Consider the following 12,257-nt stretch of genomic DNA (forward strand, 5'->3'; position numbering starts at 1 on the left):
GATCTTACGGTGCCGGGAGGAACCAAGGCTCTGGAGGCGCGGATGGACAGCAGTCACGGGGAGCGGACGGCCCTGATCGTGGGCGCGGGGGTCGCCGGCCTCACGGCGGCCACGGCGCTCGCCCGCGAGGGATGGCGGGTCGAGATCGTCGAGGCAGGCCCCACCCGGGCGACCTCGGGCTGGGGGTTGTGCCTGACCGGCCCCTCACTGCGCGCGCTGGCCGCGCTCGGCCTCGCCGACGCGTGTCTGGCCGAAGGCCACGGCATGAGCGTGATCACGCACGTGGATGTGCGCGGAGAAGCCGTGGGCCAGGCGAGCCTGCCGCGCCTGATCGGGGCACGGCGGCCCGCGATGGCCGGCATCGCACGTCCCGTACTGCACCGCATCCTGTACGAGGCCGCCGAGCGGTGCGGCGCGGTGGTGCACCACGGGACGACCGTCACTGAGGTGGAGCAGGAGGCGCACCACGTCCGCGTGCGGCTCTCCGACGGCACCGGGCGGCGGGCCGCGCTCCTCGTCGGAGCGGACGGCATCCGTTCCTCCGTACGGGAGTTGCTGGGCCTTAGGGCCGCGCTCGACCACCACGGGCAGATGGTGTGGCGGGCACTGGTCCGGCGCCCCTCGTGGAGCACCGGCATCCATCACTTCGCCGGAGAGACCCACATGGCGGGGCTCGTACCCCTCTCGGAGAGCCGGGCCTACGTCTTCGTGACGGAGAACGGCGTCGAGCCGGGGCATCTGCCGGACGCCGAACTCGTCCCGCACCTGCGGAAGTTGCTCGCGCTCTTCCCCGCCCGGCTGGCTGAGCTCGTCCCGCCGGCGGCCGCGCCCGGTTCGGTCGTACGCCGCCCTGTGTGGACCGGTCTCCTGCCGGGCGCCTGGCACCACGGCAGAGGCGTGGTCATCGGCGACGCCGCCCACGCCCCGGCACCGCAGATGGCGAGCGGCGCGGCCCTGGCCATCGAGGACGGTCTCGTCCTCGCCAGGGAGCTGTCGGCGCACGCGTCGGTCGGCGCGGGCCTGGAAGCGTTCGTGCGGCGGCGCGCCGAGCGGTGCCGGACGGTCGTGGAGACCTCCGCGACCATCATCCGCCTGGAGCAGGCCGGGCGCCACGACGCGACGCATCCGCTGCGCGACGCCTGTCACCGCCTGATGGCCGAGCCCGCGTAACCGGCCGGCGCCGACACACTGACAGCGGACCCCGGACGCCCGCACCACAGTCCGTGGCGAGCCCCCGGCCCCCCTGTAGGAGGAACGCATTGCCGGATCCACTGCGCACCTTCCTCATCACCCGTTCCCGGAACCCCGCCGATCTCCTCAACGCCGCCACCCGCCTCTTCGGCGGCTCCGTCGCCACGTCTCCGCTGGACGGCCCGAGCGGGGGAGACCACGAACTGCGCGGAGTGGCGGCGCGGGACTTCACCGTCGGCTACTTCGCCTCGCCCCTCGGCGTGCGCGTCTCCTCGGCGGGAGGTACCGGCTCGTACTTCGTCAACATCGGGGTGTCCGGGGCCATCGCCGCGTCCCGCGACGGCCTGACCGCCACCCTCGACACCGCGACGGCCGGAGTGATCAACCCCGGGGACACCCAGGAGCTGCGCCCCGCACCCCGGGGCCGCACCAGCTTCCTGGGCCTCCGGATCGACGCCGCCCTGGTCGACCAGGAGTACGCGGCCCTCACCGGGAGCCCCCCGCGGTCCACCATCCGCTTCGGCTTCCCCCTGGACCTGGCCGACCCCAAGGGCCGGACCGTACGGCTCCTCATCCGCTCCCTCCTGGCGCAACTGGACTCGCAGGACCCCCTGTTCCACCACCCCGAACTGCGGCGCGGCCAGCTCCGCTGCATCGCCGCCGCGCTGCTCCTGGCCCAGCCGCACTCCCACACCGACGCGCTGCGGGACGGCCCCCGCCCCGGCCACCCGCGCTCCCTGCGGGCCGCCCTCGCGTTCATCGACGCCCATCTCGCCGAGCGCATCACCCTCGGCGACATCGCCGGGGCCGCCGGCTGCGCCCCGCGGACCATCGGCTCGGCCTTCCGCGACCGGCTCGGCCTGTCACCCATGTCGTACGTGCGCGACCAGCGGCTGGACCGGATCCGTCAGGACATCCTCACCACCACCGACACCATCGGCGCCATCGCCTACCGGTGGGGCGTCTCCCACCTGGGCCGATTCGCCGGCGACTACCGCGACCGCTTCCACGAACTGCCCTCCGACACCGCGGCCCGCCGGTAGCGCCGTGGCCCGGATGCCGCACGCTCCCGATTTGATCGTTCCGGTGGCGGGTAGCCGTGCCCCATGGTCACCGAGAACGCCGATTCCCCGAGCGGCTACGTGCAGCCCGTCGTCGACACCCAGGCCCTCGCCGAGCTGCTCGACGGCGAGTACGCCGAGGTCCGCGGCCTGGTCCGCGCCAACCTGACGAAGTACGCCGGCGTACTGGACGACGCCGAACGGCTCGGCTTCGACGAGTTCCGGGAACGCGTGCGGGAGATCGTCGTCGGCATGGCGGCGACCGGCCAGACCGGCATGGGCTTCCCGAAGGAGTACGGCGGTGGCGGCGACATCGGCGCGTCGATCGCCGCGTTCGAGACGCTCGCCTTCGGCGACCTCTCGGTACTGGTGAAGGTCGGCGTGCAATTCGGGCTCTTCGGCGGCGCGATCCTGCAGCTGGGCACCGAACGCCATCACAAGGCCCTCCTGCCCGACCTGATCACCGGGAAGCTGATGGGCTGCTTCGCGATGACCGAGACCGGACACGGCTCCAACGTCCAGGCCCTCGGCACGGTGGCTCGCTACGACGCGGAAAGCCAGGAATTCGTCATCACCACCGGCGACGACCAGGCGCGCAAGGACTACATCGGCAACGCGGCACGCCACGCCGAGCTCGCCGTCGTCTTCGCCCAGCTGGAAGTGGGGGAGGAGCGCCGGGGAGTGCACGCCTTCGTCGTGCCGATCCGCGTCGACGGACAGGTGGCCACCGGCGTACGCATCGAGGACGACGGACGCAAGATGGGCCTCGACGGCGTGGACAACGGCCGCATCTGGTTCGACGGCGTGCGCGTGCCCCGCGAGGCACTGCTCAACCGGTTCGCCGACGTCACCGCCGAGGGCGAGTACCAGAGCCCGATCGACAACCCCGGCCGCCGCTTCTTCACCATGCTCGGCACCCTCGTCCAGGGCCGCGTCAGCGTCGCCGGCGCCGCCGTCAACGCGAGCAAGGTCGCGCTGACGATCGCCACCAAGTACGCCCTGCGGCGACGGCAGTTCGAGGCGGACTCGGACACCGAGGAGCAGGTGCTCCTCGACTACGGGATGCACCAGCGCAGGCTGCTCCCGCTCATCGCCCGCACGTACGCGCTGCACTTCGCCCAGGACGTCACGCGCACGCAGCTGCACGAGGTGTTCTCCGGCATCGACGACGACGAACAGGCACGGCGCGAGCTGGAGGCGCGGGCCGCGGGCATCAAGGCCCTCGCCACCTGGCACGCGACCCGCACGATCCAGGAGTGCCGCGAGGCGTGCGGGGGAGCCGGCTACCTCGCCGTCAACCGGTTCGCCGCACTGAAGGCCGACAGTGACGTCTTCGCCACGTTCGAGGGCGACAACCACGTGCTGCTCCAGCTCGTGGCGAAGGGCCTGCTCACGCACCACGCGAGCGAGTTCGAGAGCATGGACCAGCTCGGCATGGTCCGGTACGTCACCAACCTCGCCGTCGAGACGGTCATCGAGAAGTCCTCGGCCCACAAACTGCTCGAACGCGTACGGGACCTGCTGCCCGGCGGCGACGAGTGGGACCAGCAGGCGGGTCTCCTCGATTCGGAGTACCACCTCGCCATGCTCCGCTTCCGCGAGGAGCACATGCTCGCCGGCGCGGCCCGCCGTCTCAAGCGCGGGATGGACCGGAAGACCCATCCCGGCGTCGTCTTCTCACAGGTGCAGGACCACGTCATCGCGGTGGCCCGCGCGCACGTCGAGCGCCTGGTGCTCGAGGCCTTCGTCGAGCGGGTGCGGCAGCAGCCCGAGGGCGACGACAAGGTCGCCCTCGGGCTGCTGTGCGACCTCTTCGCGCTCTCCACGATCGAGACGGACCGCGCCTGGTTCATGGAGCACGGCCGGCTGACCGTACAGCGGTCGAAGGCGATCAGCCGCGAGGTGAACGACCTCTGCCGCAGGATCCGGCCCCTCGCGGCCGAACTCGTCGACGCCTGGGGCATCCCGGCGCCGCTGCTGCGCTCGCCCGACCTGATCAGCTGATGCGCGTGGTGACCGTGGCGGAGTTGTTGCCGGTGTTGGTCTCGCGGCTGCTGGTGCCCGCCTCGCTGCGCAGGTGGACCGTTCCGCCGCCGTAGGAGGGGCCCTTGCCCGCGATGTCCAGACGCACGGTCGCGCCCGGCCTGAGGCTGCCCAGATCGGCGATCAGGGAGCCGCCGGGGGTGTACGAGGAGGTGCCCTGGCCGACGCGGTCGGCGACGTGGCTGATGCCGTTGGGGAGCGTCGTGGTCAGGTGGACGTTGTTCGCCGTGCTCTTGCCGATGTTGGTGACGACGACCTGCCAGACCCGTTCCTGGTTGTGGTCGATGTGCCCGGGGCCCGACGCGGTGACCTTCAGGTCCGCGCCGCTCTTCGGCCTGGGGTACTGGTAGTAGTCCTGGTTCCAGTGGCCGCCGATCCAGGCATCGCCGTAGTGCCCGTCGTATCCGGAGGGGGCCGGCGGCTTCGGCGCGGCGGGGGCGGCAAAGACCGGGGCGGCCGAGGCGACGGCGAGAGCGGCCCCGGCGGTGACGAGGGCCGTCAGGGCGCCGACCGTGCGCCGAGTGCGTGAGGGGTGCATCCGAGCAGACCTTCCATGGGGACGAGAGGGGGGAGCGCACGACGCTGGGCGCCCGTCGTCCCAGCACACCACGCGCATCCCGCCGATCCCGCTCCTACAAGTCCCGTCCTCGACGGCAGAAGGTCCCGAGAACGCCCGCGAGCCGTGAGCCGTGCGCCTCCCTCATGACATGGCGATCTCCAGCCACGGGCTCATCATGATCCCGGACGAGCCGCGCGGCTGCTGGTTCAGTTCGGCCTGCGCCGCCCCCAGGTCCTGGCCCGGGCCCTGCCAGAACGTGTACGGGCCGCCGCTTCGCTCCGGAGGGATCAGCGCCCAGTACTGGTAGTGGGTCAGGGTGAGGTACACGCGCTTGTTGATGTAGTCCAGGACCACCTTGACGTTGTGCTCCCAGTCGCTTCCCGTACCCGTGTACTCGGCGAAACCGCGGGGCGCCGTGGCCGCGTCCTGCACCGAGGAGCCCGCACCCGACTGCGAGTTGGCGGTGTAGTGGGCGTGCAGTCCTTGGGCGTGCGCGGGGACGGCGGCCGGGTCGAAGTGGTTGTCCGGCAGCCTGCCGTAGTCGTCCTGGTGCCAACTGCGCAGCGTCCCCGCCTGGTTGGGGCTCTTGTCGCGGACGTCCTTCTGCGCCTCGGACCGCTCGTCGATCACGGGCTGTTGCTGCCCCGGGTCCGGCGTCTCCAGCTGGTAGCGCACGTCGAAGATGAGGTTGAGCAGCGGGCGCGGCAGCATGTCCACGGCCTGCTTCAGCGTCAGCCGCGTCAGCGGCAGGTTCGCCCCGCCGCGCGCGTGGTTCTGGAGCCTCGGCTGCTCCTGCGGGGCGGTGTCGACGAGCGGGCCGAGCGACCGGCCGGTCTTCTCGCGCATCGTGTCGTCGTTTCCCCAGTACGGTTCCGTCTTCCCGGAGAGGGACGTGTGGTAGTAGCCGGTGTTCTCGGTGTCCGGCCGGGTCGCGTACCGGGTCTCCGCGTTCGGCACCGTCACCATGGCGCCGGGACCGTCCTCATGGGTCGGCGGATGGTGATCGGAGACGTAGGTCTGCTGTTGCTCCAGGAAGGCGTTGACCGCGGTGACGAGCCGGGTGGTCAGCCGCAGCGCCGCCGCCATGTCGGGCGCGGCGGACTTGAGCCCGCGCTTGATCTCCTTGAGGTCCGCCTCGAAGGTGGCGCCCGGGTCGAGCTTCTGGGCGCGGTTCACCTCGTCCTGCACCGCGATCGCCAGGTACCGCATGAACACGGCCGCGGAGAGCGTCTCCTCGGTGGCGCCCACGCCGCGCATGTACATGCCGGGGGTGACCTTGACGATCCGCTGCACGGCGGCCGGCTCCCCGGCCGACGCCTCCGCCCGCGCCCCCGAACCGGAACCGACGTCGTGTGTCGCGGCCGTGTGCCCCGTCATGACGCGCCGCGCGGTGGCCTCCGCCTCCCGCTCGAACCGGTCGGCCGGGTCCGAGACCTTCAGACCGGAACCCGTGTCGGTCCCCGCGACCGCGCCCCGGCGCTGCTGGATGACGTGGACCAGCTCATGGGCGAGGGTGTGCCGGTCCGCGCCGCCCTCGCCCACCACGACATGGCTGCCCGAGGTGTACGCCCGCGCCCCCACCTCGGCCGCGGAGGACCGGGCCGCCGCGTCATGGTGGATCCGTACGTCGGAGAAGTCGGCGCCGAGCCGCGTCTCCATGTCGGCGCGCGTGGCCTCGTCCAGGGGGCGCCCGGGAGCGCGCAGCACGCTGTGGACGGTGGACCGCTGCACGTCGGGTGTCCCGTGGCCGCAGCCGGCACCGTGCTGGTGCTGCTCCGGGGGCAACTGCCCGGCCTGGCGCAGCAGCTGCACCACGGCGTCGTTGCCCGCGACCGCCTGAAGACCCGCGAGCCCGCGCGGCACCGCCCGCGGTCCCGCGGGTGCCTGCCGGGCCGGGGCCCGGTCCGGGTCGGCGCCGGTCGTCGTCCTGTTGTGGTCGTGCACGTGGTCCTCATCTGGCGGCGAAATGCGGCTTCCCCCTGCATACCGGGGCGGGTGGCACGCGCACCAGAGCCGCCGGGGCAGTCCGGAGGGCAGAAGGGGTGCCCCGCTCTGCCTTTGGGACGGCGGTTTCACCCTGTGGGACGTGAGGCCGGTTCGAGCGCCGGGTCGGGGTGTGACGTGCGTGGGAGTCGTGAAGAAATCGCGCACGGTCTCCGGGAATTGGTCACGGGAGCGGAAAACTCGGAGGGCTCACTCGGCGCTTCGAACAGGTCGGGCGCCGACCCCCACGATGGGAGACCGATCAACGATGTTCACACTGGTACGGAGCAGAGCGCGGACCGCAGCGCTCGCGCTCTCGGCCGTAGCGGCCCTCGCCTTCGGTACGACCGCCACCACCGGCGCGGCAGCGGCCCCCGCCCCCGCTCCCTCTTCCGCCGTCGAGAAGCAGGGACCGACCTCGGTGGCATACGTCGAGGTGAACGACAACAGCATGCTCAACGTCGGCAAGTACACGCTCGCGGAAGGCGGTGACAACGTCTTCGACGTCGCCGTGATCTTCGCGGCGAACATCAACTACGACACGACCAAGAAGTCGGCGTACCTGTACTTCAACGAGAACGTGCAGCGCGTCCTCGACAACGCTGTCACCGAGATACGGCCGCTGCAGCGAAAGGGCATCAAGGTCGTCCTCTCCGTGCTCGGCAACCACCAGGGCGCCGGCTTCGCCAACTTCCCCTCGCAGCGGGCGGCTTCGGCGTTCGCGAAGCAGCTGTCGGACACCGTCACCAAGTACGGCCTCGACGGCATCGACTTCGACGACGAGTACGCCGAGTACGGCAACAACGGCACCGGGCAGCCCAACGCCAGTTCGTTCGTGCACCTGGTGACGGCGCTGCGCGCGAACATGCCGGGCAAGATCATCAGCCTCTACAACATCGGCCCGTCCGCGTCACGCCTCTCCTACGGCGGCGTCGACATCACGTCCAAGTTCGACTACGCCTGGAACCCGTACTACGGCAGCTGGCAGGTCCCCGGCATCGCACTGCCCAAGTCGAAGCTGTCCCCGGCCGCCGTCGAGATCGGCCGGACCTCGCAGGGCACGGCCGCCGACCTCGCCCGGCGCACCGTGCGCGAGGGGTACGGCGTCTATCTGACGTACAACCTCGACGGATCCGACCGCAGCGCCGATGTCTCCGCGTTCACCAGGGAGTTGTATGGCAGCGACGCTGTCTACACGCCGTAGCACAGCCGTGCGGGCCACGTCCTGACAACGATGTCGGGGGCCAGGGGACAGGAGGGGCCGCTTCGGAGGGGGTTTCCGAAGCGGCCCCGTCTCGGGGGAGGGGGAGGGTTACTTCAGCCCGCGGTCGAGGGCGTTGAACAGGACGCTGTCCGAGGTGTCTCCGGACATCTCCCAGATCATGCCGCCCAGCAGGCCCTTGGCCTTGATGTACTGGGTCTTCTTACCGATGGACCAGGTGTCGTCGAAGGACCACCACTGGCCGTTCGCCCCGGTGTAGCCGTACGTGGAGACGGACTGCTCGTCGTGGTAGACGGTGAGGTTGGGGAAGGCCGCGACGAGGTTGTCGTAGCCGCGGGTGCCCGCCTCCTCCTGGAACTGGCCGGGCGCGGCGCCGTTGGCGCTCTGCCACTCGCCGTGCGCGCCGCCGTCGGCGACCTGCTGCCAGCCGCGCCCGTAGAACGGGAAGCCGATGGTCAGTTTGCGCGGCTTGACGCCCTGGTCGGTGTAGGTCTTCACGGCGTCGTCGATGCTGAAGTCGGTGGGGTACGGGCTCTGCGCGTCCTTGTACAGGTTGGCCTGGTGGCCGGTGCGGTTGGGCTCCCAGGAGTTGTCGCTGCCCGCGCCGTGGAAGTCGTAGCCCTGGACGTTGCCGAAGTCCAGGTACTTGAAGACCTCCTTGAGGTCCCAGCCGTCGTTGATCTTCTTGGCGTCGGCCGGGGTGAAGGCGGTGAGCAGCCGGTGGCTGCCGCCGAGCGCGTCGAGCTGTCTGCGGAACTCGGCGATCAGAGCGGTGTTGTTGGCCTTGTCGTCCGTGCTCCAGTGGTTGCCGGGGTGGCCGTCGGGCGACCCGGGCCACTCCCAGTCCAGATCGAAGCCGTCGAAGATGCCGGCGGCGACGCCGTCACCGCCCGCGCCGTTGTACGCGGGCAGGTTGCCCTTGATGTACATGTCGATGCAGGACTTGACGAACTTCTTCCGCGAGTCGTCGGTCTTCGCGACGTCGGAGAAGTACTTGGAGTAGGTCCAGCCGCCGAGCGAGACGACGACCTTGAGGTTCGGGTGCTTGGCCTTGAGCTTCTTCAACTGGTTGAAGTTGCCGCGCAGTTTGCCCCAGCCGTCGTCGGCGACGCCGTCCACGGACTGCCCGGCCGGGAAGGCCCGGCCGTAGTCGGCCTCGGCGTCCCCGGCGCCGTCACCCTGGTTGGGATCCTGGGGGTTCTGCGTGGTGCCCTTGGTGACGCCGTTGAGGCAGGTGAGGTTCTTGGGGTCGACGTTGGCGAAGGCGTAGTTGATGACGTCGAGCTTGGCCGCCGCACCGGACGTCTCCAGGTCCCGTACGAAGTACTGGCGGCCGTAGATGCCCCACTGCACGAAGTAGCCGACCTTGGCGTACCCGTCCTGGCCGACGGGGTCCTTGGTGGTGACGGAGAGGGTGTTGCTCGCGGGCGACGCGTTGTCGGCGGCATCCCGCGCCTTGACGGTGAAGGAGTGGTCGGTGGCGGGCGCGAGTCCGGTGACGGTGCTGGTGAGCGTGGCCGCGGGCAGGCTCTCCACGAGGGTCGTGCCGCGGTAGACGTCGTAGGCGGCGACGCGCTGATTGTCGGTGGCGGCGTCCCAGGTCAGCTTCACGGTGCTCGAAGTGACGTCGCTCGCGCGGAGGTTGCGGGGCGCGGTGGGCGGGACGGTGTCGGTCGCCGGGTCCACGGTGGTCGCGCTGACGGGGGCACTGGCCTCGCCGGTGTTGCCGCGCGTGTCCTTGGCCCGGACGCTGAACTGATAGGCGGTCGCCGGTTCCAGGTCACGCACCGTGGCCTGGGTGGTGGCGCCGGCCGCGACGACCGTGGTGCCGCGCAGCACCTCGTACGACGCGACGGGGAAGTCGCCCTGCACGGCGGCCGTCCACTTCAGGCTCACCGTGCGGGCGGTGGTGTCGGCGACGCTCACGCCGGTGGGCGCCTTAGGTGGCACGGCCGCGGTGCCGTCGCACTTGTCGCCGTTGACGAGGCAGCCGGTCGGCGCCTTGAGCTGGCCGCTGCCGCGGAAGGTGTAGCTGTACGGCTCGGTGTCACGGCCCGCCGGGACGCGGGCGTTGTAGTAGGCGGGGGTCACGACCACGTGCTTGCCCTTGATCTCGGCGGTGCCGTGGGTGTGGTCGCTGATGGTGACGCCGTCGGGCAGGTCGAACTCCAGGGACCAGGTGTCGACGGCGGTGTCACCGCTGTTCTTCACGATGAACTTGCCGGTCCAGGACGAACCGCTGCCCTCGCTGACGAAGGTGGCGGTGAGTCTGGCGGCCGCGACGGCCGGGGGCGCGAGTGAGGTGAGTCCGGCCAACGCCAGTGCGAGCACGGCGAGTACGGCGATGAGGCGTCGGGGCGGGGCGAGGATCCCGTGGGGTCCGGCCGCTGGTCTGAGTGGGGACACGGCTCTCCTTGAGGAGGTGAGGCGTCCGTGCGGGGCCTGCCGAGTCTGCCGGGACTGCCGAGGCCGGGGTGCTCGGGCTGGCCGGGAGGCTCTCCTTCGGTTCGCGTCCGTGTGTCCGCCGCTGCCGACGGCGTACGGGGGCAGCGTTGGATGCGGGAACGGGTCCGATGGGGCGGGGGTCGGACGCGCTTCCTGCGGTACAGACCTTTAGGGAACCACCACCCGTGAGCATGTCAACGCGCACGGAAAGGCCCCGGACCGTACCAATCCGCGGTGCCTCGCCTCTCTGCCACGCTCCGGCGCACGGAAAGGACTGGACCAATCCCGCGATATTTTGCTCCCCTTTGACTTGAGGCGGCCCACCCGTCCTGTCCGGGGTGTCGCCTCCGGGAGGTCCGTGCTCGCCGCCGGGTCAGTCGCTGGTGGCCGCCCGGGACCGTGCGAGGGCGTCGAGCCGGGCGGCGAGGTCAGGGTGGCTGGCCGCCAGGTGGGGCCGAGTGGCGTTCAGGGGGCTGACGAGCGCCGCCGGGTCGTCGTGGGACAGGGCGGCGTCGAGCTGGCTGACCGGGCGACGGGCGGCGGCGGGGAGGTCGGTGAGCGCGGTGATCTGGCCCGCGACGCGGCGCAGGTCGGCGGCGTGGCGACGAGCCCAGGTGGCAAGGGTGCGGTCGGCCGCACGGCGCTCACGGGTGGCCTGCACGCGCTGCTCTCCCGTGGTCCCCGCGGGGCCGGGGCGGTTGCGCAGGTAGCGGCGCTCGGCGGCCTGGCGGCTCGCCACGCCCAGCGGGTGGGCGAGGTCGGCCCAGCTGGCGCCCGCGTTGCGGGCCGTTTCGATCAGGCCGGTCTCCCAGCCGGCGAGCTGCTCACGGATCTGGCGGAGCAGCAGGAGCGAGGCCAGGGCCTGCTCCGGGTCGGCGCCCGAGGCGACGGGAAAGCCGGACGAAGCGGGGGAGCCCGCGGAACCGGCGGAGTCCGGGGAGCCGGAGGCCTCGTCCCGGGCGGTGTTCAGGGCCTCGCTGATGGAGTCCAGGGCCGCCGCCGCGGCCAGGAACGCCGCCGGTCCCTGGTTGTCGGCATCGGACGGGATCGGCTGGTCACGCGCTGTCATCGGCACCTCCATTGGCGTCTCCGTGTCTCCGTACGCGCCCTCCATGGACCTCTCCGAAGAGCGCGTCATCATTTCGATGACATCAGCTTTGTCATCCATTGGATGACATGTTACAACGGTTTCAGTGAAGCGCATTGGCAGCTACTTGCCCGACCTTCTGGAGGTGTTTCGCGATGTTGATGCGCACCGACCCCTTCCGCGAGCTCGACCGTCTCGCCCAGCAGCTGACCGGCACCTGGACCCGGCCCTCCGCGATGCCCATGGACGCGTACCGCGAGGGCGAGGAGTACGTGGTGGCCTTCGACCTCCCCGGCGTCAGCGCCGAGGCGATCGACATCGACGTCGAACGGAACATGCTGACCGTCAAGGCCGAGCGCCGCCCCACGGCCAAGGGCGACGGCGTGCAGATGGAGCTGTCGGAGCGGCCGCTCGGCGTCTTCTCCCGCCAGATCGTGCTGGCCGACTCGCTGGACACCGAGCGCATCAAGGCCGACTATGACGCGGGCGTGCTCACCCTGCGCATCCCGATCGCCGAGCGCGCCAAGCCCCGCAAGATCACCATCGGCGGGGGAGGGTCCCGTATCGAGGGGGAGTCCTCCCAGAAGGAAATCTCCGGCTGAGCCCGACGACCCGGACCGGCCGGCGGCGGAGGACGGGCAGCTGATCTCCCCCTCGCCCCGCCCT

Annotated in this window: 9 protein-coding genes; 5 read left to right on the forward strand and 4 right to left on the reverse strand. The window is 71.1% G+C overall.

The window, feature by feature from the left end; all coding sequences use genetic code 11:
• Positions 1 to 42 precede the first annotated feature (42 nt).
• The 3 genes from ACZ7DY_RS03485 to ACZ7DY_RS03495 all read left to right on the forward strand — a co-directional run bounded on the left by ACZ7DY_RS03485 (position 43) and on the right by ACZ7DY_RS03495 (position 4,256).
• Positions 43 to 1,170 carry an FAD-dependent monooxygenase gene (locus ACZ7DY_RS03485; RefSeq protein WP_471129406.1) on the forward strand — a complete coding sequence of 376 codons (1,128 nt, stop codon included), beginning with the start codon at positions 43 to 45 and terminating at the stop codon, positions 1,168 to 1,170.
• An 89-nt stretch (positions 1,171 to 1,259) separates the two neighbouring features.
• Positions 1,260 to 2,234 (forward strand): helix-turn-helix transcriptional regulator, encoded by a 975-nt coding sequence (locus ACZ7DY_RS03490; protein ID WP_471129409.1) that lies wholly within the window; start codon positions 1,260 to 1,262, stop codon positions 2,232 to 2,234.
• 63 nt (positions 2,235 to 2,297) lie between these two features.
• Complete coding sequence (locus ACZ7DY_RS03495; RefSeq protein WP_471129412.1) at positions 2,298 to 4,256, forward strand: acyl-CoA dehydrogenase family protein; 1,959 nt, start codon at positions 2,298 to 2,300, stop codon at positions 4,254 to 4,256.
• Here the strand turns inward: ACZ7DY_RS03495 and ACZ7DY_RS03500 are convergent.
• Together ACZ7DY_RS03500 and ACZ7DY_RS03505 are read right to left on the reverse strand one after the other, a co-directional pair.
• The gene (locus ACZ7DY_RS03500; RefSeq protein WP_471129413.1) at positions 4,249 to 4,833 is read right to left on the reverse strand and encodes a hypothetical protein; all 585 of its coding nucleotides are present in this window, start codon (positions 4,831 to 4,833) and stop codon (positions 4,249 to 4,251) included. The two genes, ACZ7DY_RS03495 and ACZ7DY_RS03500, sit on opposite strands and share 8 nt — an antisense overlap.
• A gap of 162 nt (positions 4,834 to 4,995) precedes the next feature.
• Complete coding sequence (locus ACZ7DY_RS03505; protein WP_471129416.1) at positions 4,996 to 6,798, reverse strand: eCIS core domain-containing protein; 1,803 nt, start codon at positions 6,796 to 6,798, stop codon at positions 4,996 to 4,998.
• A gap of 307 nt (positions 6,799 to 7,105) precedes the next feature.
• Between ACZ7DY_RS03505 and ACZ7DY_RS03510 the strand changes: the two genes are divergently transcribed.
• Positions 7,106 to 8,041 (forward strand): endo-beta-N-acetylglucosaminidase H, encoded by a 936-nt coding sequence (locus ACZ7DY_RS03510; RefSeq protein ID WP_471129418.1) that lies wholly within the window; start codon positions 7,106 to 7,108, stop codon positions 8,039 to 8,041.
• Between the two features lie 108 nt (positions 8,042 to 8,149).
• On the opposite strand, the gene ACZ7DY_RS03515 is transcribed toward ACZ7DY_RS03510, so the two are convergent.
• Together ACZ7DY_RS03515 and ACZ7DY_RS03520 are read right to left on the reverse strand one after the other, a co-directional pair.
• Entirely contained in the window at positions 8,150 to 10,465 is a 2,316-nt protein-coding gene (locus tag ACZ7DY_RS03515; RefSeq protein ID WP_471129421.1) for a glycosyl hydrolase family 18 protein, read from the reverse strand.
• A 412-nt stretch (positions 10,466 to 10,877) separates the two neighbouring features.
• Entirely contained in the window at positions 10,878 to 11,573 is a 696-nt protein-coding gene (locus tag ACZ7DY_RS03520; protein WP_471129422.1) for a type III effector protein, read from the reverse strand.
• Positions 11,574 to 11,746: 173 nt separating this feature from the next.
• Between ACZ7DY_RS03520 and ACZ7DY_RS03525 the strand changes: the two genes are divergently transcribed.
• A complete protein-coding gene (locus ACZ7DY_RS03525; protein WP_471129424.1) occupies positions 11,747 to 12,193 on the forward strand; it encodes an Hsp20/alpha crystallin family protein in 447 nt (148 codons plus the stop codon).
• Positions 12,194 to 12,257 lie beyond the last annotated feature (64 nt).

It is taken from the genome of Streptomyces sp. NPDC037013 (genome assembly GCF_055607265.1).